This is a genomic window from Rathayibacter sp. PhB179 (assembly GCF_004345345.1).
Classification (GTDB): Bacteria; Actinomycetota; Actinomycetes; order Actinomycetales; family Microbacteriaceae; genus Rathayibacter; species Rathayibacter festucae.
The window spans coordinates 135,787-161,246 of the sequence record NZ_SLVD01000002.1; the positions used below are offsets into that span (position 1 = coordinate 135,787).

Sequence of the window (25,460 nt, forward strand, 5' to 3'; positions counted from 1 at the left end):
CGTGCAGACGACGAAGAGAACACACGTGCTCGCAAACTACCTCATCGGCCTCCGTGAAGGCCTCGAAGCCGGGCTCGTCGTCGGCATCCTCGTCGCCTACCTGACCAAGCTGCAGCGGCGCGACGTGCTCCCCCGGCTCTGGACGGGCATCGCCGCCGCGGTCGTCCTCTCGCTCGTCACCGGCGCGATCCTCACCTGGGGTCCCTACGGGCTCAGCTTCACCGCGCAGGAGCTCCTCGGCGGCGGCCTCTCGCTGCTCGCCGTCGGCCTCGTCACCTGGATGATCTTCTGGATGGGTGCGAACGCCCGCAGCCTCAAGGGCGAGCTCGAGTCCAAGCTGGACGCGGCGGTCAGCGGCTCCGCCCTCGGGATCGTCGTGCTCGGCTTCGTCAGCGTCGGCCGCGAGGGGATCGAGACCGCCCTGTTCGTCTGGGCGAGCGTCTCCTCGAGCAGCGCCTCCTCCGCCTCCAACGCCTGGGTCGGCACGATCGGCGCGTTCCTCGGCATCCTCAGCGCGGTCGTCGCCTCCTACCTGATCTTCCGCGGCTTCGTCCGGATCGATCTCGGCCGCTTCTTCACCTGGACCGGCGGCTTCCTCATCGTCGTCGCGGCCGGGGTGCTGCTCTACGGCGTCGGCGACCTGCAGGAGGCGGCACTGCTGCCCGGCTGGGGCACTCCGCTGTTCGACCTCGGCCCGATCCTGCCGGCCACGGTCGCCGCGGTCCTCGGCGGACTCTTCAACTACACGCCCGAGCCGACGGCACTGCAGTTCTCCGCCTGGCTGCTCTACCTCGTGGTCGTCGGGTCCCTCTTCGTCCGCCAGGTCCGCTCCCGCCGGCCGCGACGGGGCAGCGCGGCCCCGGTCGCCGCTCCCGTCGCCACCTCCGTCTGATCCCGCCCCGGCACCGCCGGGACGACCTCCCACCACCAGGAGAACCATGCCCCCGCGCACTCGACCCCGCCTCCCCCGCGTCGCCACCGGCCTCGCCGGCGCCGGCGCTCTCGCCCTGCTCCTCACCGGCTGCGTGCCGAACACCCCGGCCGCCTCCTCCGCCGCGGCCCTCGACGTCGCGATCGACGACGGCGCCTGCGCGGTGTCCGCCGCCACGGCCGAGGCGGGCGCGGTCACCTTCGCGCTCGAGAACACCGGATCGGACGTCAACGAGTTCGAGATCCTCGCCGAGGACAAGCTGCGCATCGTGGGCGAGAAGGAGAACGTCACTCCGGGTCAGAGCGTCTCCTACGTCGCCCAGCTCGAGCCCGGCACCTACTACACGGCCTGCAAGTTCCAGCAGGTCGGCGCTCCCGTCGGGCTCGCGGAGTTCACCGTGACCGGCGAGGCGACCGAGCAGTCGGCCGACGAGCAGGCCGCGACCGAGGCCGCCGTCACCAACTACGTCTCCTACGTGCAGTCGCAGTCGGGCGAGCTGCTGCCCGCCGTGACGGCCTTCGCCGACGCGTACGCGGCCGGCGACGATGAGAAGGCGCGCAGCCTCTTCGCCGCGACCCGCGTCTTCTACGAGCGCATCGAGCCGACCGCCGAGGCGTTCGGCGACCTCGACCCGAAGATCGACTACCGCGAGGTCGACGCCGTCGCCGAGGGCCTGGACTGGACCGGCTTCCACCGCATCGAGAAGGACCTCTGGGTCCCCGCCGCCGACGCGCTGAACTCCGACGGGACGAGCGCCTGGCTCGACTGGGCGCCCTCCACTCCCGAGCAGCGGACGGCCTTCGCCGACGGGCTCGTCTCCGACGTGCAGGACCTCTACGACCTCGTCGCCGCGCCCGATTTCACCGTCTCGGTCGGCGACATCTCGAACGGCGCGATCGGCCTGCTGGACGAGGTCGCCGCGGGCAAGATCACCGGCGAGGAGGACTGGTGGTCGGGCACCGACCTGACCGACTTCGCCGCGAACGTGCAGGGCGCGGAGGTGGCCTTCGGCAACGTCGAGCCGATCGCGACCGCCACCGGTGACGACGGCGCCGCGCTCACCGCCGAGATCGGCCAGCGCTTCGCCGAGCTCGACGCGATGCTCGCCCAGTACGGCTCGATCGACTCGGGCTTCGTCGCCTACTCGAGCGTCACCGACGAGCAGAAGAAGGAGCTCTCGGACCAGGTCAACGCCCTGTCCGAGCCGCTCTCGCAGCTGACCCACACGGTGCTCGGCGTCGAGGAGCCCGCGGAGTAGTGGAGCCCGAGCAGAACGCCGCCGGCCCCGCCGACGAGTCGGGCCGACCCGACGAGCAGCCCCGCCGCCTCTCGCGGCGCGGGCTGCTCGGCCTCGTCTCGGCGGGGACCGCGGGCCTCGCGGCGGGGATCGGCGGCACCGTCGCCGTCACCTCGGCGACCAGCGCGAGCGCCTCCTCCGCCGCGACGCGCGTCGTGCCGTTCCACGGCGCGAACCAGGCCGGCATCACCACGGCCGCGCAGGACCGGCTGCACTTCGCGGCGTTCGACCTGGCCTCCACGGCGACCCGCGACGACCTGATCGAGCTGCTGCAGGACTGGACCCTCGCGGCCGCCCGTCTCACGCAGGGGCTCGACGTCAGCGAGGAGGGCGCCGTCGGCGGCCCGGACACGGCGCCGCCGGACGACACCGGCGAGGCGCTCGGCCTCGACGCGTCCTCGCTCACGCTGACCTTCGGCTTCGGACCGACGCTGTTCACCGACGAGTCGGGTGCCGACCGCTTCGGCCTCGCCGACCGTCGGCCGGCCGAGCTCGCGGAGCTCCCGCGGTTCCGCGGCGACGCGCTGGTGCCGACCGCGGGCGGTGGGGACCTCTGCATCCAGGCCTGCGCCGACGACCCGCAGGTCGCGGTGCACGCGATCCGCAACCTCAGCCGCATCGCCTTCGGCCGCGCGTCGCTGCGCTGGTCGCAGCTCGGCTTCGGCCGCACCTCCTCCACCTCGACGGCGCAGGCGACTCCGCGGAACCTCTTCGGCTTCAAGGACGGCACCGCCAACATCAAGTCCGAGGAGCCGGACGCCGTGCAGGAGCACGTCTGGGTGCAGGACGCGGACGGCCCGGCCTGGCTAGCGGGCGGCAGCTACCTCGTCGCACGCAAGATCCGGATGATCATCGAGACCTGGGATCGCAGCCAGCTCGGCGAGCAGGAGCGCGTGATCGGCCGGAGCAAGGGCTCCGGCGCCCCGCTCTCCGGCGGCGGCGAGTTCACCGAGCCCGACTTCGAGGCGGCCGGCGCGACCGGCGTGCCGCTGGTCGACAAGGAGTCGCACGTGCGGCTCGCGCACCCGACCGTGAACAACGGCGTCCGGCTGCTGCGCCGCGGCTACAACTTCGTCGACGGCAACGACGAGCTCGGACGACTGAACGCGGGGCTGTTCTTCCTCTCGTTCCAGCGGTCGCCGGAGCAGTTCATCACCGTGCAGAGGAACCTCGCGACCGATGCGCTCAACGAGTACATCAAGCACGTCGGCTCCGCGGTCTTCGCTGTTCCGCCGGGGGTGCGCGACGAGGGCGACTTCGTGGGCTCGGGGCTGTTCGCCTGATCCGGCAGCGTTCCTGAGGGAATCTCCATGCCGGCACAGGTCGTCGGCGGCTGCCTCTCCGAGTGCGGCAAGGTCGGCTCCCTAGCGTCGACGACGATGTCCGGGAACAGTGCGAAGAACCAGCCGACCAAGCGCGAGCGCCAGGAGCTCGCCCGCCTCGAGGCGAAGGAGAGGCGCGAGCAGGAGCGGCGCCGGAAGCGGCGGAACCGGGTGCTCGGGCAGAGCGGTGCGGTGGTCGGCGTGCTCGCCGTCGTGGCGCTCGTCGCGTGGAACGTCTGGTCGCAACAGGAGATCGCCAGCACCGGTCCGGCGAACATGCTGAGCGACGGGATCGTGCTCGCGGGGGCGGAGTCGGCAGTCACTCCGGTGACGACCGCCCCCCTCGAGGCGGGAGAGGAGCCGGTGCCGACCGACGAGGACGCCACGCGTGCGGGCGGCGTCGTCACCGTCGACCTGTACGTGGACTACCTCTGCCCGTACTGCGGGCAGTTCGAGACGGCGAACATGGACAATCTGCAGTCGTGGCTGACGCAGGGGGCGATCACGCTCGAGATCCATCCGGTCGCGATCCTCGACTCCTCCTCGGCGGGGTCGGAGTACTCGAGCCGGGCCGCGAACGCGGCGGCCTGCGTGGCGGACGAGGACCCGGACCGCTTCCTCGCCGTGCACGAGGCGCTGTTCGCGAAGCAGCCGGCGGAGGGGACGACCGGGCTGAGCGACGACGAGCTGCGGGCGCTGGTGACCGGGGCGGGCGTGACGGACGACGACGTGCTGGCCTGCATCACGAGCGGCGAGTTCCGGCCGTGGGTGGCGGCGGCCACGAAGCGGGCGACGAGCGGGACCCTGGCGAACTCCTCGGTCGCGAAGCTGAGCTCGACGCCGACCGTGCTCGTCAACGGCGAGCAGTACACCGGGAAGCCGGACGACGCCGACGCGTTCGTCGCCTTCATCACGGCCACGCTCGAGGCCGAGGGCGCGACTCCGACGCCGACGCCGGCGGGCTGACGGCCGGGTCTCGATACGCCGCTGCGCGGCTACTCGACCAGCATGCTGCAGCCCATGCTGGTCGAGCAGCCCTCGCAGAGGGCGTATCGAGACCCACCCTCTGCCGGACCTCGGTCTCGATACGCCGCTGCGCGGCTACTCGACCAGCATGAAGCGGGCCCCGCGGGAGGCCGGCCGAGCAGCAGACGACGGCGGTGCACTCCACGCCGGCCGAGCCGTCTGCGACGGCGCTGCGCTCCATGCTGGTCGAGTAGCCCTCGGAGAGGGCGTATCGAGACCAACGCTCTGCAGGACCCGGGTCTCGATACGCCGCGTTCCGCGGCTACTCGACCAGCATGAAGGGCCGGAACGACGAACGACCGGCGGAGCGGGCTCCGGCCGGTCGTTCGTCGTGGCGGGCGCCTCAGGGGCGCCCGGGGATCAGGCCTGCTTCTTGAGGCGGCTGGTCGCGCGGGCGCGGGCGTTCGCGTCCAGCTCGACCTTGCGGATGCGCACGATCTCGGGGGTGACCTCGACGCACTCGTCCTCGCGGGCGAACTCGAGGCACTCCTCGAGCGTCAGCTGGCGCGAGGGCGTCATCGACTCGAACGTGTCGGAGGTGGACTGACGCATGTTGGTCAGCTTCTTCTCCTTGGTGATGTTCACGTCCATGTCGTCGTTGCGCGAGTTCTCGCCGATGACCATGCCCTCGTAGACCTCCTCGGTGGGGTTCACGAAGAAGGTCATCCGCTCCTGGAGCGCGATGATCGCGAACGGCGTCACGACGCCGGTGCGGTCGGCGACGATCGAACCGTTGTTGCGGGTGACGATGGCGCCGGCCCACGGCTCGTAGCCGTGCAGGATCGCGTTCGCGATGCCGGTGCCGCGGGTCGTGGTGAGGAACTCGGTGCGGAAGCCGATCAGGCCGCGCGAGGGGACGATGAACTCCATGCGGACCCAGCCGGTGCCGTGGTTCGCCATGTTCTCCATGCGGCCCTTGCGGGCGGCGAGGAGCTGGGTGATCGCGCCGAGGTACTCCTCCGGAGCATCGATGGTGAGGTGCTCGAAGGGCTCGTGCACCTTGCCGTCGACCTGACGGGTGACCACCTGGGGCTTGCCGACCGTGAGCTCGAAGCCCTCGCGGCGCATCTGCTCGACGAGGATGGCCAGCGCGAGCTCGCCGCGGCCCTGGACCTCCCACGAGTCGGGGCGGCCGATGTCGAGGACCTTGAGCGACACGTTTCCGATGAGCTCGCGGTCGAGGCGGTCCTTGACCATGCGCGCGGTGAGCTTGTGGCCCTTGACCTTGCCGACCAGCGGCGAGGTGTTGGTGCCGATGGTCATCGAGATCGCCGGGTCGTCGACCGTGATGGCCGGCAGCGGGCGGATGTCCTCCGGGTCGGCGATGGTCTCGCCGATGGTGATCTCGGGGAAGCCCGCGATCGCGACGATGTCGCCGGGGCCCGCGGTCTCGGCCGGGTAGCGGTCGAGCGCCTTGGTGATCAGCAGCTCGGTGATGCGCGCGTTGGTGTGCGAGCCGTCGTGGTGGACCCAGGCGACGGTCTGGCCCTTCTTGATCGTGCCGTTGAAGACGCGGAGGAGGGCGAGGCGGCCGAGGAACGGCGACGCGTCGAGGTTGGTGACGTGGGCCTGGAGGGGCGCCTCGTCGTCGAAGGTCGGCGCGGGGATGTGCTTGAGGATCGCCTCGAACAGCGGCTCGAGGTCCTCGGCGTCGGGCAGCGTGCCGTCCTCCGGCTTGTTCGCGGAGGCGCGGCCGGCCTTGCCGGACGCGTAGACGACGGGGACGTCGAGGATGGCGTCGAGGTCGAGGTCGGGGACGTCGTCCGCCATGTCGGAGGCGAGGCCGAGGAGGAGGTCCTGGCTCTCGGCGACGACCTCGTCGATGCGAGCATCGGGGCGGTCGGTCTTGTTGACCAGCAGGATGACGGGGAGCTTCGCCTCGAGCGCCTTGCGCAGCACGAAGCGGGTCTGCGGGAGGGGACCCTCCGACGCGTCGACGAGGAGGCAGACGCCGTCGACCATCGACAGGCCGCGCTCGACCTCGCCGCCGAAGTCGGCGTGGCCGGGGGTGTCGATCACGTTGATGGTGATGGGGCCGTCGACCGCGTGCTTGCCGCTGTAGGACACAGCGGTGTTCTTCGCGAGGATCGTGATGCCCTTCTCGCGCTCGAGCTCGTTCGAGTCCATCGCGCGCTCGTCCACGTGGGCGTGCGCGTCGAAGGAGTTCGTCTGCTTGAGCATGGCGTCCACCAGGGTGGTCTTGCCATGGTCGACGTGGGCGACGATCGCGACGTTGCGCAGGTCGGAGCGGGTGGCACTTGCCATGTGAACGGACTCGTCTCGTGTTCTCGTGCAGTAAGGGGGACCCTCCATCGTACCGCAGGCTCGCGCCGAGACGGCGGAGGGCCCCGTTCCGGGCCGCCGACCCGATGAACATCGGGTGTCGCCGGCCCGGAACGGGGCCCTCGTGGAGTGGATCCGGCGGACTAGACCGCGAACTCGATCCCGGCGCCGGGGATGGCGGCGAGCAGCTCGCGGGTGTACTCCTGCTGCGGCGACTCGAACACGGTGTCGGTCGAGGCGTGCTCGACGATCCGGCCCTTCTGCATCACGCAGACGTCGTCGGCTATCACGCGGACCACGGCGAGGTCGTGCGTGATGAACAGGTAGGTCAGCCCGAGCTCGGCCTGCAGGTCGGCCAGGAGGCGGAGGATCTGCGCCTGGACGAGCACGTCCAGGGCCGACACCGCCTCGTCGAGCACCACGATCTCGGGCTTGAGCGCGAGCGCGCGGGCGATCGCCACGCGCTGGCGCTGGCCGCCGGAGAGCTCGTTCGGGTAGCGGCTCGCGATGACCCGCGGGAGGGACACCTGGTCGAGCAGCTCGAGCACGCGCTCGCGCTGCGAGGTGCGGTCGCCGACCTTGTGCACCCGCAGCGGCTCCGAGATGGTGTTGCCGATGTTGTGCAGCGGGTCGAGCGAGCCGTACGGGTCCTGGAACACCGGCTGCATCGAGCGCCGCAGCGCCAGCATCTCCTTGCCGCGGAGCTTCTCGGTGCGACGGCCGTCGATCGAGATCGCGCCGGACGTCGCCGTCTCGAGGCCGAGCACGAGGCGGGCGATCGTCGACTTGCCCGAGCCCGACTCCCCCACGAGCGCCGTGGTGGTGCCCTTGGGGATCGAGAACGACACGTCGTCGACGGCCGTGAAGTCCTCGGCCTTCAGCCCGCCGCGGCGGATCTTGAAGACCTTGGTGAGCCCGTCGAGCTCGATCATCGGCCGCGCGGTGGTGGTCGCTGCGCCGTGATGGGCGCCGGCCGCGCCGACCAGGTCGACCTCGCGGACGGCCTCGGACTCGCCGGGCACCGCCTCGGTGGCCTTGCCGGCGGTCGACTGGATGCGGCGCGAGGCGAGGCTCGGCGCCGCGGCGATCAGGCGCTGCGTGTAGGGGTGCTGCGGGTTCTGCAGCACCTCCACCGAGGCGCCCGACTCCACGATCCGGCCCTTGTACATCACGATGAGCTTCTCGGCGCGCTCGGCGGCGAGGCCCAGGTCGTGCGTGATGAAGAGCAGCGCGGTGCCGTCGGTCCTCGTCAGGGTCTCGAGGTGGTCGAGGATGCGCCGCTGCACGGTCACGTCGAGCGCCGAGGTGGGCTCGTCCGCGATCAGCAGCTGCGGCGACGCGGCCAGGCCGATGCCGATCAGCACCCGCTGGCGCATGCCGCCGGAGAACTGGTGCGGGAACTGCTTGAGCCGCTTCTCGGCGTCCGCGAGCCCGGCGTTCTGCAGGACCTCGATCGCCTTGGCGCGGACCTCCTTGCGGCCGGAGGCGAGGCCGTTGGCCTTGATCGTCTCCTCGACCTGGAAGCCGACCGACCAGACCGGGTTGAGGTTGGACATCGGGTCCTGCGGCACGTAGCCGATCCGGCGGCCGCGGATGTCCTCGAGCTCGGTCCTGGTCGCCTTCGCGAGGTCCTTGCCGTCGAACAGGACGGAGCCACCGGTGACCGTGCCGGTGCCGGGGAGCAGGCCGATGATCGCCGCGGCGGTCGTCGACTTGCCGGAGCCGGACTCGCCGACGATCGCGACGGTCTGGCCGTGCTCGATCGTCAGGCTGACGCCGCGGAGTGCGGGGACCAGTCCGCTGCCGGTCTGGAAGCCGACCTCGAGGTCGGTGACCTGGAGCAGCGGCCCCTGCGGGGTGCTCGGTGTCGTGGACGTCATCGGAGGGCCCTCGCCTTCGGGTCGAGCGCGTCGCGGAGCGACTCGCCCAGGAGGATGAAGCTCAGCACCGTCACCGTCAGCGCGATCGACGGGTAGATCAGCGTCTGCGGGTTGGTGCGCAGGTCGCGCTGCGCCTGGCTGATGTCGTTGCCCCAGGACATCACCGAGCCGGGCAGGCCGACGCCGAGGAACGACAGCGTCGCCTCCGCGGTGATGGCCGCGCCGAGCGAGATGGTCGTGACGACGATGACGGGGGCGATCGAGTTCGGCAGCACGTGCCGGAACAGGATCGCCATCTTGGACAGGCCCGTCGCGGTGGCGGCGCCGACGAAGTCGGACTGCTTGACGCGGAGGACCTCGGAGCGCAGCACGCGCGCCGTCGTGGGCCAGGCGAACGCTCCGATCGCCAGGGCGATGACGAAGACGTTCCGGTAGGCCGAGAAGACCGACATGATGACGACCGCGGCGAGGATGTAGGGGATCGAGAAGAAGATGTCGCCGAGGCGCATGATCACGGTGTCGACCCAGCCGCCGAAGAAGCCGGCCAGCGCGCCGCCGATGACGCCGGAGACGGTCGTGATGACGATCACGATCAGACCGACGGTCAGCGACGTGGACGTGCCGTGGATGATGCGTGAGAAGACGTCGCAGCCCTGCTTGGTGTAGCCGAGCAGGCTGCCGCCGCCCGGGCCCTGGTTGCTGAACGAGAGCGCGCACTGCCGCGGGTCCACCGAGGTGAACAGGCCGGGGAGCAGGGCGACCGCGATGATCACGACGATCATCACGCCGGAGATCCAGAACATCGGGCGCTTGCGCAGGTCGCGCCAGGCGTCGGTCCAGAGGTTGCTGGGCTTCTCGTCGAGGCTGACCGCGTCGACGGACGCGATCGGCGTCTCCTCGAGCGGGGCGACGAAGTGGTCGATGCGGCGGGCCTTCTGCGCGCCGCCGGAGAACTCATTTGGCATAGCGGATCCTCGGGTCGAGTACGGCGTAGAGCAGGTCGACGAGGATGTTCACCACGAGGTAGAACAGCACCATGACCGTGACGAAGGAGACGACGGTCGGTCGCTCCCCTCGGATGATCGCCTGGTAGAGCGTGTTCCCGACGCCGGGAACGTTGAAGATGCCCTCGGTCACGGTGGCACCGACGATCAGGAGGCCGAAGTCGGCTCCGAACTGCGTGGTGACCGGGATCAGCGAGTTGCGCAGGACGTGCACCGGGATGACGCGACGACGCGAGAGTCCCTTGCTGTACGCGGTGCGCACGAAGTCCGAGCCGGCGGTCTCGATGACCGAGCCGCGGGTCAGGCGGATCGCCGAGGCGACCACGAACAGCGCGAGCACGATCGCCGGGAGCAGGAGCCTCTGGAACGACGCGTCGGCACCGACCGTCGGAGGGAACCAGCCCAGCTGGATCGCGAAGAACGACTGCGCGATGAAGCAGAGCACGAAGATCGGCACCGAGACGAGCAGGAGGCTGACGACCAGGGCGCTCGCGTCGAAGAAGCTGCCCTTGCGCAGTCCGCTGATGAGGCCGATGGTCAGCGCCACGACGATCTCGATGATGATGGCCATCATCGCGAGGGTCAGGGTGACCGGGAAGGTGCGGGCGAGGATCTCGTTGACCGACTGGCCCGAGAACGAGATGCCGAAGTCGCCGCGGACGACGCCTCCCAGGTAGTACAGGTACTGGACGATGAACGGCTCGTTCAGGTGGTACTGCTCCTCGAGGCGGGCGAGGAGCGCGGGGCTCGGCGTCTTGTCGCCGAAGAGCGACAGGAGCGGGTTCCCCGGCATGGAGAAGACCATGAAGTAGATGAGGAACGTGGTGCCGATGAGCACGGGGACGGCTTGCAGGATGCGTCGGACGATGTAGGCGAGCATGTCAGCCCAGCCGGTTCCGGAGTCGCATGGATGGGGACCTCATTCGATTGTGACCGAAACAGGGCGCTCCGCCCGTGCCGTGACCTGGTGGCCGGCGGCACGGGCGAAGCGCCCCAGTGGTTCGAGCTTAGTTCTTGGTGATCTCGTAGTAGAGCGGCACCGAGTTCCAGCCGAACTCGACGTTCGACACGCCCTCGCCGTAGCCGCCGGTCACGTTCGCGTACCAGAGCGGCAGCGCCGGGAGGTCGGTGAGGAGGGTCTCCTGCGCCTGCTGGAACGTGGTGTTCGCAGCGTCGGTGTCGGCGTCGGAGAGGCCCGAGGCGACGAGAGCGTCGAACTCGGGGTTCGTGTAGTCGCCGTCGTTCGACGAGGCGCCGGTCACGTAGAGCGGTCCGAGGAAGTTGTAGAGGCTCGGGTAGTCGGCCTGCCAACCGGTGCGGAACGCCGTCTCGATCGAGCGGTCGACGATCTTGGTGCGCGCCTCGGCGAAGGTCGGGTAGGCGTCGCCCTCGGCCTCGATGCCCAGCGTGTTCTTGATCGAGTTGGTCACCGCGTCGACCCAGCCCTGGTGGCCGCCGTCCGCGTTGTAGGCGATCTTGAAGGTGCCGTCCCAGGGGCTGATCGCGTCGGCCTGAGCCCACAGCGCCTTGGCCTCGTCGGGGTTGTACTCGAGCACGTCGGCGCCCTCGAGGGAGTCGCTGTAGCCGTCGATCACCGGGGAGGTGAAGTCGGAGGCGGGGGTGCGGGTGCCCTCGAAGATCACGTCGGTGATCTCCTTGCGGTCGAAGGCCATCGAGATGGCCTGACGGCGCAGCTGGCCCTCCTCACCGCCGAAGTGCGCGAGGCGCTCCGGGATGGTGAAGGACTGGAAGATCGCGGCGGGCTGGTTCACGGCGCGGTCGCCGAGGTCGCTCTCGAAGGTGCCGAAGGCGGAGTCCGGGATCTGGTCGACCACGTCGACGTTGCCGCCGAGGAGGTCGGCGTAGGACGCGTCCTGGGTGGCGTAGAAGACGATCTTCAGGCCGCCGTTCTGCGCCTCGCGGGGACCGGAGTAGTCCTCGTTCTTGACCAGGTCGATCTGGACGTCGTGCTGCCACGCGTCGTCGCCGGCCAGCTTGTACGGGCCGTTGCCGATCGGGTTCTCGCCGAACGCGGCCATGTCGTCGAACGCGACGGCGGGCAGCGGGTAGTACGCCGAGTAGCCGAGGCTGATCGGGAAGTCCGACTGCGGGGACTTGAGCGCCACGGTGAAGGTGGTGTCGTCCACGGCCTTGAGGCCGGTGAGCTCGCTGTCCTCGGTGTCGCTGTAGCCCTCGAAGTTCGCGAAGAACGACGAGCTGAGCTGGTTGTTCGAGAGCTTCGCGCCGTAGTTCCAGGCGTCGATGAAGGAGCTCGAGGTCACCGGGTCGCCGTTCGTGAACGTCAGGCCGTCCTTGATGGTGATGGTGTAGTTCTGCGCGTCGTCCGACTCGATCGATTCGGCGACGTCGTTGTTCGGCGCCCCCTCGGCGTCGTAGTAGACCAGGCCCGCGAAGATCTCGTCGAGGATCTTGCCGCCGCCCACCTCGTTGGTGTTGGTCGGGACCAGCGGGTTCTGCGGCTCCGAGCCGTTGGTGGAGATGATCGCGGCGGTGTCACCGCTCGCGTCTCCGCCGCCCGAGTCGTTCGAGCTGCTGCAGCCGGCCAGGACCAGCGTGCTCGCGGCGACGAGCGCCAGAGCTCCGAGGCCGTAACGTCTGATTTTCACAATTCCTCCAGTGGTGTGGGGGCGCGCGAGAAGTGGTTTCCCTGACGCGTGGAGTGCCGTGCGCGTGGCGACGACGTCGGCGCGCGAGACTGGTGGCCACCGCGCGAATGCCTCTGTCGAGACTATGTATCGACTGCCTATCGCCACAAAACGATGAGGAAACCGTTACACAGCGGTAACCAGGAGGTGGAATCCTTGCGCGGATTCGCACGAAACGTGCGTCTGCGCGTCGTTCCGCGCACACCAGCGAATCCGAGGAAGGGGCCCGCGTGTCCACCGCTCCCCCAGCGTCCGCACAGTCCCGGGGCCGGATCGGGGCGGAGATCCTCCTGGTCCTCGGGCTCTCCCTCGGGGCGTCGGCGGTCTACTCCGTCGTCTCGATCGCCAACAAGCTCACCCGCTCGGTCTCGCTCGGGCAGCAGTCGACGACGATCAACGGGGCGCTCAGCGACCGGCCCGCCTTCGACCTGATCTACCAGCTGCTCGCGCTGTTCTTCGACCTCGTGCCGGTGCTGCTCTGCGTCTTCCTGCTCTGGCAGGGCGGCCGGCGTCCGCTCGGTCGGCTCGGGCTCGACCTGCGCCGTCCGCTCCCCGACCTCGGCACGGGAGTCGTGCTCGCGGTGGCGATCGGCGCACCCGGCATCGGTCTGTACGCGCTCGGGCGGGCGCTCGGGATCACGGTCGCTGTGGTCGCGTCGCCGCTGGACGCCTACTGGTGGACGGTGCCCGTGCTGGTGCTCTCGGCGATCCGGGCGGGGGTGCAGGAGGAGGTGATCATGATCGGCTACCTCTTCGCGCGCCTCGGCGACCTCGGCTGGGGGCGGTGGAGGATCCTGTTCGCGAGCGCCCTGCTCCGGGGCAGCTACCACCTCTACCAGGGCATCGGGCCGTTCATCGGCAACGTGATCATGGGCGTGGTCTTCGGCCTGTTCTACCAGCGCTTCGGGCGCACGCTTCCGCTGGTGATCGCGCACTCGATCATCGACATCGTGTCGTTCGTGGGCTACCCGCTGGCGGTCGCCCTCTGGCCGGAGCTGTTCGCGGCGCCGACGCCGACCGCGACGCCGACGGTCACTCCGACGCCCTGACTCTGCTGACGCCCCGACACTGCTGTCGAGCGCGCCACCGCAGTCGACGATCAGCGCTCCTCGGCGAGCCGATTGCGCTCGGTGCTGGTCCACAGATGCTTCCGCCGTTGCACGAGAAGTCTCAGAACGGCCTCCGTCTGCGGCCAGGAGTGCAGCACCTGCCTCGAAGAGAGCCGCACGACGACGAACCCGAGCGCCTGCAACGCCAGGCTCCTCCGGTAGTCCTCTTCCAACTGAGTCGAACCGGTGTGGAACCTCCGCCCGTCGGTCTCGACGGCGAGGCAGTCTCCGAGGACGTTGTCCACGTGCCCCACCCCCTCGACGGGGACCTGCGCACGCACTCGAGCTCCGAGCCGGACGGCCGCGAGTCTGATGCGCGTCTCGAGACCCGATTGGCAGAGAGGCTCGACCAGATCGAAGACTCGACGCTTCTCGACAGGGACCATCGCTCGGAGATCCATCAGGTCGTCGTACGGCAGCACTCCGTTGTACGCAGCAGAGTCCAAGGCCATGACCGCCTCCTCCTCCGGCAGGCAGATGACAGCGTGCACGATCGCGGAACGGACGCCGTCGCGGGAGTTGGACTCGGGTCCGCACCCCGGCCACTGCCGCCAATGCAGAACGACACCGCGTCGAATCGTTCGAACGGCGTTCGACGGAACAGCTACGTGAAGCGCGCCCTCCGAGAGGACCCACAGGTCGCGAGCGGCCAGCGCGGAGACACACGAGAGGACTCCGCCCGCCGCGACCGCGGCGCGTTCCTCGGGCGCAACGGACGGAAGCGCGAACCAGCCCCGCCGCAGGCGGAGAACCAGCCCGTCCCTCAGCGACCGGTCGAGGTCGCGTCGACTACACCCCGCGGCGGCGAGCTGCGCGGCGGACGCCACGCCTCCCTGCTCGGCGAGGGCGGTGAGAAGGCGATCCATGCGTCGAGGGTGGCGCGGCGGACACTCCTGGTGCGGCACTCTCGCGAAAGATGTGGAGAACGCGCGCGGGCAGGTGATGGAGGTGGAGCGGCGCCGCGTACACAACTAAGGCTGAATGGCCCGAAACTCGACTTTTTCGAGCGTTTCGGGCCATCCAGCCTTAGCTGTGCACCGCTGAGCAGTCTGATCAGGCGAAGGCCTCGATCGGCGGGCAGGCGCAGACGAGGTTGCGGTCGCCGTAGGCCTGGTCGACGCGGCGGACCGGCGGCCAGTACTTGCCGCGGACCAGCGAGCGGACCGGGTAGACGGCCTCCTCGCGGCTGTACGGGTGCGACCACTCCGCGTCGACGAGGCACTCCGCGGTGTGCGGGGCGCCCCGCAGCGGGTTGTCGTCCACCGGCCACTCCCCCGCGCCGACGCGGTCGGCCTCTGCCTTGATGCCGATCATCGCGTCGATGAAGCGGTCGATCTCGGCGAGGTCCTCGCTCTCGGTCGGCTCGACCATCAGCGTGCCCGCCACGGGGAAGCTCATCGTCGGCGCGTGGAAGCCGTAGTCGACGAGGCGCTTGGCGACGTCGTCCACGGTCACTCCGGTCGCCGCGGTGAGCGGGCGGATGTCGAGGATGCACTCGTGCGCGACGAGGCCGCTGCCGCCGGTGTAGAGCACCGGGTAGTGCTCGCGCAGGCGGGCGGCGACGTAGTTGGCCGAGAGGACGGCCGCGCCGGTGGCGGCGCGCAGTCCCTCCTCGCCCATCATCCGGGCGTAGGCCCAGGAGATCGGCAGGATGCCCGGGCTGCCGTACGGGGCCGCGGAGACGGGTGCGCCGCCGTGGACGACGGTCTCGCCGTGCTGCCCGACGGAGTGCTCGAGCCGCTGCGCGAGCGGGTGGCCCGGCAGGAACGGCGCGAGGTGCGCCTTCGCGGCGACGGGGCCGACGCCGGGGCCGCCGCCGCCGTGCGGGATGCAGAACGTCTTGTGCAGGTTGAGGTGCGAGACGTCACCGCCGAAGTCGCCGAAGCGGGCGAAGCCGAGCAGCGCGTTGAGGTTCGCGCCGTCGACGTAGACCTGGCCGCCGGCCTCGTGCACGAGCCGGCAGATCTCCGCGACCTCGTGCTCGTAGACCCCGTGGGTGGACGGATAGGTGATCATCAGGGCGGCGAGGCCCTCGGCGTGCTCGGCGATCTTCGCGCGGAGGTCGTCGAGGTCGACGTTGCCGAGCTCGTCGCAGGCGACGACCACGACGCGCATCCCGGCGAGGACGGCGCTGGCCGCGTTCGTCCCGTGGGCGCTCGAGGGGATGAGGCAGACGGTGCGCGCCTCGTCGCCGCGCGAGCGGTGGTAGCCGCGGATGGCGAGGAGCCCGGCGAGCTCGCCCTGCGAGCCGGCGTTGGGCTGCAGCGAGACGGAGTCGTAGCCGGTGAGGTGCGCCAGCCAGCGCTCGAGCTGGTCGATCAGGGCGAGGGAGCCCTCGACGTCGGCCTCGGGGGCGAAGGGATGCAGGCCGGCGAACTCAGGCCAGCTGACCGCCTCCATCTCGGCGGCGGCGTTGAGCTTCATCGTGCAGGAGCCCAGGGGGATCATGCCGCGGTCCAGCGCGTAGTCGGCGTCGGCGAGGCGCTTGAGGTAGCGCATCATCGAGGTCTCGCTGCGGTGCGTGTTGAAGACGGGGTGCACCAGGAACGGAGTGGTCCGCTCCAGCGCGCCGGGGATGCTGCGCGCGGCGCCGGCGAGGACGCCGTGCCGGGCGTCGAGGTCGCCGATCGCGACGGCGACCGCCACGACCTCCTCCGGGGTCACCGTCTCGTCGAGGGCGACCGCGACGGTGTCCGCGTCGACGAGGCGCAGGTCGAAGCCGGCCTCGCGGGCGCGGGCGACGGCCGCCTCCGCGCCCTGCGGCACGACGACCGCGACGGTGTCGAAGAAATCGGCGTGCCGGAGCGCGTGGCCGCGGTCGAGCAGGAGCCGCGCCAGCAGCGCGGCACGGGAGTGCACCTGCTCGGCGATCCGGGCGAGGCCGTCCGGCCCGTGGTAGACCGCGTACATCGCGGCCATCACGGCGAGCAGGACCTGCGCGGTGCAGATGTTCGACGTCGCCTTCTCGCGGCGGATGTGCTGCTCGCGCGCCTGCAGCGAGAGCCGGTAGGCGGGGTTGCCGGCCGCGTCCTGGCTGACGCCGACGAGGCGGCCGGGGAGCTGGCGCTCGAGGCCCTTGCGGACGGCGAGGTAGCCGGCGTGCGGTCCGCCGAAGCCCATCGGGACGCCGAAGCGCTGGGTGGTGCCCACGGCGACGTCGGCACCGAGCTCGCCCGGCGAGCGGACGAGGGTGAGCGCGAGGAGGTCGGCCGCGACGATCGCGAGACCGCCGTGCGCCTTGACGGCGCCGAGGACGGCGGACGGGTCCCAGAGGTGACCGGAGGCACCGGGGTACTGGACGAGGGCGCCGAAGGACTCGGGCAGCTCGTCCGCGTCGGTCCGCGAGAGCGGCAGCTCGACGATGCGGATGCCGACCGCCTCCGCCCGGCCGCGCAGCAGCGCGAGGGTCTGCGGCAGCGCGTCGGAGTCGACGACGAAGACGTCGGTCTTCGCCTTGGAGGCGCGGCGCGCCAGCAGCATCGCCTCGACGACGGCGGTGCCCTCGTCGAGCATCGAGGCGCCGGCGGTGTCGAGACCGGTGAGGTCGGCGACCATCGTCTGGAAGTTGATCAGCGCCTCGAGCCGGCCCTGGGAGATCTCGGGCTGGTACGGCGTGTAGGCCGTGTACCAGCTCGGGTTCTCGAGGACGTTGCGCTTGATCACGGCCGGGGTGAGCGTGCCGTGGTAGCCCAGGCCGATCAGCGGGCGGCGGAGGGTGTTGCGCGCGGCGAGGGCGCGCAGCTCGGCCAGCGCCTCGGCCTCGGTGGCCGGCGCGGGGAGCACCGGTGCGAGGTCGCGGACGTGGATCGACTCGGGGACGGCGGCCTCGACCAGCGCGTCGACGGAGTCGTAGCCGAGGGCGGCGAGCATGGTGCGCTGGGCGTCGGCGTCGGTCCCGATGTGGCGGGACTCGAACTCACCGGGGGTGCGGGCCGCCATCTACTCGCCCACCAGCTCGTCGTAGGCGGCGGCGTCGAGCAGGCCGTCCGGCAGCGCATCGAAGCGCACCTTGATCAGCCAGCCGTCGCCGAACGGGTCGGCGTTGACCAGCTCGGGGCTGTCGACGACCGCGGTGTTGGTCTCGAGGACCTCGCCGTCGACCGGCGCGAACAGCTCGCCGACCGACTTGGTCGACTCGATCTCGCCGACGACGGAGCCGCCCTCGACCCGCGTGCCCGCCTCGGGCAGCTCGACGAAGACGACGTCGCCGAGCTTGTCGGCGGCGTAGGCGGTGATGCCGACGGTCGCGGTCTCGCCCTCGACCAGGATCCACTCGTGGTCGGAGGTGTACTGGAGCTCGGTGGGAACGGCCATGGTCAGTTCTTCTTTCTGGAGTAGAAGGGGAGCTCGGTGACGGTCATCGGGAGCCGGCTGCCGCGGATGTCGACGGAGACGACACTGCCGGGCTGCGCGGAGGCCGGCGCGACGTAGGCCATCGCGATCGGCACGCCGAGGGTGGGCGAGAGGATGCCGCTGGTGACGACGCCGATCACGTCGTCATCGGGGCCGTGCACGCTGTAGTCGGCGCGGGCGGCGCGGCGGCCCTCGCCGATCAGGCCGACCAGCACGGGGGCGTCGCCGGACGGGCCCTCCTCGCTGGCCGCGCGGCCGACGAAGTCGATCGGCTTGCCGAGGGCGACGACGCGGCCGAGGCCGGCCTGCGCGGGGAAGACGTCGCGGGAGAGCTCGTGGCCGTAGAGCGGCATGCCCGCCTCGAGGCGCAGGGTGTCGCGCGCGGCGAGCCCGGCGGGGACGAGGCCCGCGCCCGCGCCCGTCTCGGCGAGCGCCTCCCAGAGCGCGGGGGCGGTGTCGGGGGCGACGTAGATCTCGAAGCCGTCCTCGCCCGTATAGCCGGTGCGAGCGATCAGGATCGGGTGCGCCTCGAAGGTGGCGGGCACGGCGCGGTAGTAGCGCAGCTCCTCGAGCAGGCGGGCGGCGTCGTCGGTGTCGAGCACCGACTCCTCGCCGCGGTCGACCTCGATCGCGAGGCCCTGCAGGTTCTGCAGGATCTCCAGCGAGCGCGGGCCCTGGATCGCGATCAGGGCGACGTCGTCGCTCTCGTCGTAGAGCTCGCACTCGAACATCGCGGTGCGGTCGCGCAGCTGCTCGGCGACCACGTGGCGGTTGGCCGCGTTCGCGACGACCATGAAGCGGTCCTCGCCTGTCCGGTAGACGACGAGGTCGTCGATCACGCCGCCGGTGCGGTCGAGCAGGAGGGTGTACTTCGCGCGGCCGACAGCGACGGCGGAGAGGTCGCTCGCGAGCGCGTAGTCGAGGGCGTCCACCGCCTCGGGGCCGACGACGAGGATCTCGCCCATGTGGGAGAGGTCGAAGAGGCCCGCCGCGGTGCGGACCGCGTGGTGCTCGGCGAGGTCGCCGGTGTAGCGGACGGGCATCCACCAGCCGGCGAAGTCGGTGAAGGAGGCGCCGGCGGCGACGTGCACGTCGTGCAGCGGCGAGCGGCGGGGCTCGGTGCTCGGCGCGGTGGCGTCGGGCGAGTCGATCTCGATGCCGCCGGTCTCGGGGGCGCCGGACTCGGCCGGGGTCGTCGGGACGGAGGTGCCTTCGACAGCGTTCTCGTCGACGGAGTTTTCTTCGGACATGGGAGTTCTCCATTTCGTCGCAGTGCTGCGCACGCGCCCGCACAGGTCGGTGATGCGTGGCACAGCAGTGCCGTGGGAACTCCCCCTCTGTCGTGGTGCCTGAGAGATTCACGCCGTCCCTCGCGGGGTGGGCGCTTTCACCATCGGCGGATCCTCTGCGGATCGCTTTCCAGAGTGGCCAGTTCGACGCGGTACAAGACCTGAGAGATTGGCGGGGAGGCTTGCTCCTTCGGTGCCGACCGGAGTCGGCTCTCCCGCGTCGCGTATGCGGCCCGGTATTCGGTTGTCCGCTCACCCTAGCGGGCGGGTGCGCGTCCTGTCCCCCCGCCGCGAGATGCCACTTGTGCACGCTTCTCACGGCGTGTCGCGTACGCAAATGGCATCTCGCGGCGGGGAGGACGGCGTGTGCCGGGGTGGTGTTCGGGTCGGGGTGACACTAAGCTCGGGGAAGTCGTTAGGGTCAGGGTGACTTTTAGGGGGGCTCGTGGAGGCAGCAGTGCCGCAGCTCGCGGTGTCGACCGTGATCTTCGCGCTGCGCCCGCATCCGGAGACCGGGGCCGCTGCCGTCTGGATCCCCGTCGTCCGTCGCCTGCGCGATCCCTATCAGGGGCTCTGGGCGCTGCCCGGCGGCCCGCTCCGGCCGGACGAGGACCTCGCCGAGGCGGCGCGCCGCACCCTCCGCGAGACGACGGGCCTCGCCCCGCGCTACCTCGAGCAGCTCTACGCCGTCGGCGGCACCGAGCGCTCCCGCGGCGAGCACCGCGTCGTCTCGATCGTCTACTGGGCGCTGGTGCGCACCTCCGAGGCCGACGCGGCGATCGTGGACGAGAACGTCGCCTGGCTCTGCACCGATCTGCTCCCCGAGCTGGCCTTCGATCACGGGCTGATCGTCGACTACGCCCTCTGGCGCCTGCGCAACAAGATGGAGTACTCCCGGATCGCCCAGGCCTTCCTCGGCGAGACCTTCACGCTCGCCCAGCTGCGCGAGGTGCACGAGGCCGTCCTGCAGAAGCCCCTCGACCCGGCGAACTTCCGCCGGACGATCGAGGCCTCCAAGACCGTGGTGCCGACCGAGCAGCGGCTGACGGGCACCCGTCACCGCCCGCCCCGGCTGTACCGCTACGACGGGTCCGTGGCACTCGTCGACAACGGGCCCCTGCCGGTCTAGCACCGGCCGCCGCCCGCACCAGGCCGCCGCCGGCCCCGCACCGGCCGCCGCCCCCGTCCGAACCGCACCATCGAGGAGACACCGTGACATCGGTCGACAGCACCATCCAGCTCATCGAGCGGGGAGCCGCCCCCGGCGCGACCTGCGCACCCGAGCTCGCCGAGGCGCCCTGGGCGTTCGACCTCGGCCTCCCCGCCTACGGACCCGGCGCCTCGCAGGCGGACCCGATCCCGGCGGCGTCGCCCGTCCAGGGCCGCCTCCCCGACGAGTACACCGCGGCGAGCGCCGACGAGCTGCACCGCCGCATCCTCGCGGCGAAGGAGACGCTGGGCGAGCGGGTCGTCGTGCTCGGCCACTTCTACCAGCGCGACGAGGTGGTGCAGTACGCGGACTTCGTCGGCGACTCCTTCCAGCTCGCGAAGGCGGTGGCGAACCGGCCCGACGCCGAGGCGATCGTCTTCTGCGGCGTGCACTTCATGGCCGAGACGGCGGACATCCTCTCCCGGCCGGACCAGGCGGTCATCCTGCCGAACCTCGCCGCGGGCTGCTCGATGGCGGACATGGCCGACATCGACTCGGTCGAGGACGCCTGGGCCGAGCTGACCGAGCTCTACGGCACCGAGCCGGACGCCGACGGCCGGGTGCCGCTGATCCCGGTGACCTACATGAACTCGTCCGCGGCGCTCAAGGCGTTCTGCGGACGGAACGGCGGCGTGGTCTGCACCTCGTCGAACGCGACCACCGTGCTCGAGGACGCGTTCGCGCGCGGGCAGCGGGTCCTCTTCTTCCCGGACCAGCACCTCGGCCGCAACACCGCGAAGGCGATGGGCGTTCCGCTCGAGCGGATGCCGATGTGGAACCCGCGGAAGCCCGGCGGCGGCTCGGACGAGGCGACGCTGCTCGACGCGCAGGTCATCCTCTGGCACGGCTTCTGCTCGGTGCACAAGCGCTTCACGGTCGCGCAGATCGAGCGCGCGCGGCTCCAGCACCCGGACGTCCGCGTGATCGTGCACCCGGAGTGCCCGATGGCCGTCGTCGACGCGGCGGACGAGTACGGCTCGACCGACTACATCGTCAAGGCGATCCAGGCCGCGCCGGCGGGCAGCACCTTCGCGATCGGCACCGAGATCAACCTGGTGCAGCGCCTCGCCGTGCAGTACCCGCAGCACACGATCTTCTGCCTCGACGACGTGGTCTGCCCGTGCTCGACGATGTACCGGATCCACCCGGGGTACATCGCGTGGGTGCTGGAGGGGCTGGTCGCGGGGACGGTGCACAACCGGATCTCGGTCGACGAGTCGGTTCAGGACCAGGCGCGCGTGGCGCTCGAGCGGATGCTCGCCGCGGTGCCGCCGGCCGGTCCGGTGGCTCCTGCTCCCGCTCCTGCTCCCGTGGCAGGGCTCTGACATGGCCCGCGTCGTCGTGGTCGGCAGCGGGATCGCCGGGCTGGTCGTCGCCCTGCTGGCCTCGCGCCGGCACGAGGTCGTCCTCGTCACCAAGGGTGCGCTCGCGGAGTCGAGCACGCGCGCCGCGCAGGGCGGGATCGCCGCCGTCACCGCGGCGGGAGACTCCGTCGCTCTGCACGTCGAGGACACACTGACCGCGGGCGCCGGGCTCTGCTCGCGCTCGGCCGTCGAGGTGCTCTGCGCCGAAGGCCCGGCGGCGGTCGCCGCGCTGCAGGCGTGGGGCGTCGGCTTCGACCGCGACGGCGACGACCTCGCCCGCGGGCTGGAGGGGGCGCACTCGCGGCCGCGGATCCTGCACGCCGGCGGCGACGCGACCGGCTCCGCGATCGAGGAGGCGCTCGTCGCCGCGGTTCGCGCCGCCGCCGTCACGGTGCTCGAGGAGACGGTGCTGGTCGACCTGGTGCGCCCGGGCGCCGCCGTGACCGGCGTGGACGTGCTGCGGGACGGCCGGGTCGAGCGGATCGACGCCGACGCGGTCGTCCTCGCGACCGGCGGCGCCGGGCAGCTCTACCGGCACACCACGAACCCCGCGGTCGCGACCGGCGACGGGCTCGCCGCGGCGCTCCGGGCCGGTGCCCAGACGGCCGACCTCGAGTTCTACCAGTTCCACCCCACCTGGCTCGCGCTGGCCGGCGGGTTCCTGGTCTCGGAGGCCGTCCGCGGCGAGGGCGCGGTGCTGCGCGACGCCGCGGGTGAGCGCTTCCTGGTCGGGGTGCACCCGGACGCCGAGCTGGCGCCCCGCGACGTGGTCGCCCGTGCGATCGCCGACCGGATGCTGCTCCAGGGCGGACTGCCGGTGCACCTCGACGCGCGCGCCATTCCCGCGGACGTGCTCGGGCACCGCTTCCCCACCATCTCCGCCGCCTGCCGCGCGGGCGGGCTCTCGCTCGCCGACGACCTCATCCCCGTGACGCCGGCCGCGCACTACTGGATGGGCGGGATCGCCACCGACCTCGACGGGCGGAGCAGCCTCCCCGGGCTCTTCGCCGTCGGCGAGGTCGCCTGCACCGGCGTGCACGGCGCGAACCGGCTGGCGTCGAACAGCCTGCTCGAGGGCGTCGTGTTCGCCCGGCGGGTCGCGGCGGCGCTCGACGGCCCGCCTGCGGTGCCCTCGTCCGAGGCGCCGGAGCCCTCCGCCCTCGTGCCGCTCGCGCTCGACCGCGCACTCCTGCAGGAGACGCTCTGGACGGGGGCTGGTCTCTCCCGCGACTCCGCCGGTCTCGAGGCCGCCCGGGCCGCCCTCGCCGCCGCCGGCTCCCCCGCGCCGCTGACCAGAGCGACGCTGGAGGACGCGAACCTCCGCGCCTGCGGTCTCGCCTTGATCGACGCCGCCCTGGCCCGCGCCGAGTCGCGCGGCGCCCACCACCGCACCGACCACCCCCACCCCTCGGCGAGCGCCTACCGCGTCGCCGGTACGAGAAAGGTCGCCGTCCCGTGCTGACCCGTCAGAGCATCGAGCGCATCGTCACCCTGGCCCTGGAGGAGGACGCCCCCTGGGGCGACCTGACCTCCGACACCCTGCTGCCCGCCGATGCGACCGCCTCGGCGGCCCTCGTCGCCCGCGAGCCCGGCGTCTTCAGCGGCGGCGCGGTGCTGCTCGGCACGTTCCTGCAGGCCGACTCGCGGATCCGTGTGCAGGACGTCGCCGCGGACGGCACGGTCTTCGCGGCCGGTGACGTCCTCGCCCGGATCGACGGACCGGCCGGCGGGGTGCTGCGCGGCGAGCGCGTGGCGCTCAACCTCGTGCAGCGGATGAGCGGCATCGCGACCCTGACCGCGCGCTACGTCGAGGCCGTGGCGGGCACGCGCGCGCGCATCGTCGACACCCGGAAGACCACGCCGGGACTGCGCGCCCTCGAGCGGCACGCGGTGCGCAGCGGCGGCGGGCACAACCACCGCTTCTCGCTCTCGGACGCGATCCTGGCGAAGGACAACCACCTCGCGATCCTCGCCCAGCGCGGACTCGATCTGACGGAGGCGCTGCTCGCGGCGCGCGCGGCCGTCTCGCACACGACGCACATCGAGGTCGAGGTCGACCGGCTCGAGCAGATCGGCGCCGCCCTCGCCGGCGGCGCCGACACGATCATGCTCGACAACTTCACCCCCGAGCAGCTGGCGCAGGGCGTCGCGCTGATCGGCGGCCGGGCCGTGGTCGAGGCGAGCGGCGGGGTGAACCTCGAGACGGTCCGCGCGATCGCCGAGGCGGGCGTCGACGTGATCTCCGTCGGAGCGCTGACTCACAGCGTCCGCTCGCTGGATCTCGGCCTCGACATCGCGATCGAGGCTCCGGCCGCGTGATCTACCTCGACCACGCGGCGACCTCGCCCGTGCGCCGCGAGGTGCTCGAGGCGATGTGGCCGTTTCTGACCGGTGAGTACGGCAACCCGTCGAGCAGTCATGCGCTGGGCGCGTCGGCGGCGCGGGCGCTGGAGGAGGCGCGGCGGCACGTGGCGCGCTTCCTCGGCGGGCGCGGCTCGGAGGTCCTCTTCACCTCGGGCGGGACGGAGTCGATCAACACGGCGGTCAAGGGCATCGCGCTCGGCGGTCTCGCCGCGGGGCGCGCCCGGCACGTCGTGATCTCGGCGATCGAGCACGAGGCCACGGTGGAGTCGGCCGATCATCTGCGGCGGCTGCACGGCTTCGAGGTGTCGGTCGCGCCGGTGGACGGCGAGGGGCGGCTCGACCTGGACGCGCTCTCCGCGCTGCTGCGACCGGACACGGCGCTGGTCTCGGTGCTCGCGGCGAGCAACGAGATCGGGACGCTGCAGGACGTGCCGGCGATCGCGGCGCTCTGCCGGCCGCACCGGATCCCGCTGCACGTGGACGCGGTGCAGGCGGCGGGCTGGATCGACCTGGCCGGCCTCGGCGCGGACGCGGTGTCGATCTCGGGGCACAAGCTCGGGGCGCCGAAGGGCGTGGGGGCGCTGCTGCTGCGCAGTCGCGTGCCGTTCGAGCCGCTCGTGCACGGCGGCGGTCAGGAGCGGGCGCGGCGCTCGGGGACGGAGAACGTGGCGTTCGCGGTGGCCCTCGGGGCCGCGGTGCAGCTCGTGGATCCCGCGCGGGGCACCCGCGTCTCGGCGGTGCGCGACGCGTTCGCGGCGCGGGTGGCGGCGGAGGTGCCGCGGGCCGTGCCGCTCGGGGCGGCGGAGCACCGGCTCCCCTCGATCGCGTCGTTCGTCGTGCCGGGACGCAGCGGCGAGTCGATCCTGCTCGCTCTGGAGGAGCGCGGCGTCGTGGTGTCCAGCGGCTCGGCCTGCGCGGCCGGGCGCGACGAGCCGTCGCCGACGCTCCTGGCGCTCGGCCTCGAGCCGGCCGTCGCGCAGACGGCGGTGCGCTTCAGCTTCGGCGCGGAGTCGACGCCGGCGGACGCGGACGCCGCGGCGGACGCGTTCGCGGCGGTGCTCGCGCCGGCGTAGGGCGCGGCGCGAGTGCACCTCCTCCCTGCTGGTGAGGAGCGGAGCAGGCACACCTCCTCCCTGCTGATCGAGTAGCCCGCGCAGCGGGCGTATCGAGATCCACCACCGTCAGGAGCAGGGCCCTCAGCGCTCACGTACCGACGGGGCAGGTCTCGAGACGCCCCTGCGGGGCTGCTCGACCAGCATGTGCGTGCGGTCCGACCCACTGACCAGACGTCGCGCGCCGATGTTCTCGAGTTCTTGCGGCGGGAAGGCTCTGGCTGTCGATCGTGCCTAGGGTCCTCTACGG

At 71.5% G+C, this 25,460-nt stretch carries 19 protein-coding genes and 1 riboswitch; of the genes, 10 read left to right on the plus strand and 9 right to left on the minus strand.

The genetic code is table 11. The annotated features are described in order from the left end of the window. Nucleotides 1-25: 25 nt before the first annotated feature. The 4 genes from efeU to EDF43_RS04410 are packed head-to-tail and all read left to right on the plus strand — an operon-like array spanning nt 26 to nt 4,516. Nucleotides 26-892 carry an iron uptake transporter permease EfeU gene (gene efeU / locus EDF43_RS04395; protein WP_123445452.1) on the plus strand — a complete coding sequence of 289 codons (867 nt, stop codon included), beginning with the start codon at nt 26-28 and terminating at the stop codon, nt 890-892. 46 nt (nt 893-938) lie between these two features. Further along, a complete protein-coding gene (gene efeO, locus EDF43_RS04400) occupies nt 939-2,189 on the plus strand; it encodes an iron uptake system protein EfeO (protein WP_132435779.1) in 1,251 nt (416 codons plus the stop codon). Beyond that, the gene (efeB, locus tag EDF43_RS04405; protein ID WP_132435780.1) at nt 2,189-3,511 is read left to right on the plus strand and encodes an iron uptake transporter deferrochelatase/peroxidase subunit; all 1,323 of its coding nucleotides are present in this window, start codon (nt 2,189-2,191) and stop codon (nt 3,509-3,511) included. The genes efeO and efeB overlap by 1 nt, the downstream gene beginning before the upstream one ends. Nucleotides 3,512-3,538: 27 nt before the next feature. Then, the gene (locus tag EDF43_RS04410) at nt 3,539-4,516 is read left to right on the plus strand and encodes a thioredoxin domain-containing protein (protein WP_132435781.1); all 978 of its coding nucleotides are present in this window, start codon (nt 3,539-3,541) and stop codon (nt 4,514-4,516) included. Nucleotides 4,517-4,936: 420 nt separating this feature from the next. On the opposite strand, the gene typA is transcribed toward EDF43_RS04410, so the two are convergent. The 5 genes from typA to EDF43_RS04435 all read right to left on the minus strand — a co-directional run bounded on the left by typA (nt 4,937) and on the right by EDF43_RS04435 (nt 12,370). Continuing rightward, entirely contained in the window at nt 4,937-6,841 is a 1,905-nt protein-coding gene (gene typA, locus EDF43_RS04415) for a translational GTPase TypA (protein WP_123445448.1), read from the minus strand. Between the two features lie 161 nt (nt 6,842-7,002). Then, a complete protein-coding gene (locus EDF43_RS04420; RefSeq protein WP_123445447.1) occupies nt 7,003-8,739 on the minus strand; it encodes an ABC transporter ATP-binding protein in 1,737 nt (578 codons plus the stop codon). After that, nucleotides 8,736-9,704: an ABC transporter permease gene (locus EDF43_RS04425; RefSeq protein WP_123445446.1), complete on the minus strand. Its 969-nt coding sequence runs from the start codon at nt 9,702-9,704 to the stop codon at nt 8,736-8,738. Before EDF43_RS04425 ends, EDF43_RS04420 begins: the two co-directional genes overlap by 4 nt. Then, nucleotides 9,694-10,623, minus strand: coding sequence for an ABC transporter permease (locus EDF43_RS04430; RefSeq protein WP_123445445.1), 930 nt, complete (start codon nt 10,621-10,623; stop codon nt 9,694-9,696). Before EDF43_RS04430 ends, EDF43_RS04425 begins: the two co-directional genes overlap by 11 nt. Nucleotides 10,624-10,750: 127 nt before the next feature. Further along, the gene (locus tag EDF43_RS04435; RefSeq protein ID WP_123735315.1) at nt 10,751-12,370 is read right to left on the minus strand and encodes an ABC transporter substrate-binding protein; all 1,620 of its coding nucleotides are present in this window, start codon (nt 12,368-12,370) and stop codon (nt 10,751-10,753) included. A gap of 269 nt (nt 12,371-12,639) precedes the next feature. Between EDF43_RS04435 and EDF43_RS04440 the strand changes: the two genes are divergently transcribed. Further along, a complete protein-coding gene (locus tag EDF43_RS04440; protein WP_132435782.1) occupies nt 12,640-13,458 on the plus strand; it encodes a CPBP family intramembrane glutamic endopeptidase in 819 nt (272 codons plus the stop codon). Nucleotides 13,459-13,508: 50 nt separating this feature from the next. On the opposite strand, the gene EDF43_RS04445 is transcribed toward EDF43_RS04440, so the two are convergent. The 4 genes from EDF43_RS04445 to gcvT all read right to left on the minus strand — a co-directional run bounded on the left by EDF43_RS04445 (nt 13,509) and on the right by gcvT (nt 19,121). Continuing rightward, nucleotides 13,509-14,384 (minus strand): type IV toxin-antitoxin system AbiEi family antitoxin domain-containing protein, encoded by an 876-nt coding sequence (locus EDF43_RS04445; protein ID WP_132435783.1) that lies wholly within the window; start codon nt 14,382-14,384, stop codon nt 13,509-13,511. 187 nt (nt 14,385-14,571) lie between these two features. Next, nucleotides 14,572-17,457: an aminomethyl-transferring glycine dehydrogenase gene (gene gcvP, locus EDF43_RS04450; protein WP_132435784.1), complete on the minus strand. Its 2,886-nt coding sequence runs from the start codon at nt 17,455-17,457 to the stop codon at nt 14,572-14,574. Continuing rightward, nucleotides 17,458-17,832 (minus strand): glycine cleavage system protein GcvH, encoded by a 375-nt coding sequence (gene gcvH, locus EDF43_RS04455; protein ID WP_123445441.1) that lies wholly within the window; start codon nt 17,830-17,832, stop codon nt 17,458-17,460. A gap of 2 nt (nt 17,833-17,834) precedes the next feature. Next, nucleotides 17,835-19,121 carry a glycine cleavage system aminomethyltransferase GcvT gene (gcvT, locus tag EDF43_RS04460; protein ID WP_132435785.1) on the minus strand — a complete coding sequence of 429 codons (1,287 nt, stop codon included), beginning with the start codon at nt 19,119-19,121 and terminating at the stop codon, nt 17,835-17,837. A 179-nt stretch (nt 19,122-19,300) separates the two neighbouring features. After that, a riboswitch (glycine riboswitch) is annotated at nt 19,301-19,388 on the minus strand. Nucleotides 19,389-19,605: 217 nt separating this feature from the next. Between gcvT and EDF43_RS04465 the strand changes: the two genes are divergently transcribed. From EDF43_RS04465 to EDF43_RS04485, 5 genes are all read left to right on the plus strand, one after another. Continuing rightward, nucleotides 19,606-20,289, plus strand: coding sequence for an NUDIX domain-containing protein (locus tag EDF43_RS04465; protein ID WP_132435786.1), 684 nt, complete (start codon nt 19,606-19,608; stop codon nt 20,287-20,289). 83 nt (nt 20,290-20,372) lie between these two features. Then, nucleotides 20,373-21,695 carry a quinolinate synthase NadA gene (gene nadA / locus EDF43_RS04470; RefSeq protein WP_132435787.1) on the plus strand — a complete coding sequence of 441 codons (1,323 nt, stop codon included), beginning with the start codon at nt 20,373-20,375 and terminating at the stop codon, nt 21,693-21,695. Between the two features lies 1 nt (nt 21,696). Continuing rightward, complete coding sequence (gene nadB / locus EDF43_RS04475) at nt 21,697-23,196, plus strand: L-aspartate oxidase (protein ID WP_132435788.1); 1,500 nt, start codon at nt 21,697-21,699, stop codon at nt 23,194-23,196. Beyond that, nucleotides 23,190-24,053 (plus strand): carboxylating nicotinate-nucleotide diphosphorylase, encoded by an 864-nt coding sequence (nadC, locus tag EDF43_RS04480; RefSeq protein WP_132435789.1) that lies wholly within the window; start codon nt 23,190-23,192, stop codon nt 24,051-24,053. The genes nadB and nadC overlap by 7 nt, the downstream gene beginning before the upstream one ends. Beyond that, nucleotides 24,050-25,171, plus strand: coding sequence for a cysteine desulfurase family protein (locus tag EDF43_RS04485; RefSeq protein WP_132435790.1), 1,122 nt, complete (start codon nt 24,050-24,052; stop codon nt 25,169-25,171). Before nadC ends, EDF43_RS04485 begins: the two co-directional genes overlap by 4 nt. Nucleotides 25,172-25,460 lie beyond the last annotated feature (289 nt).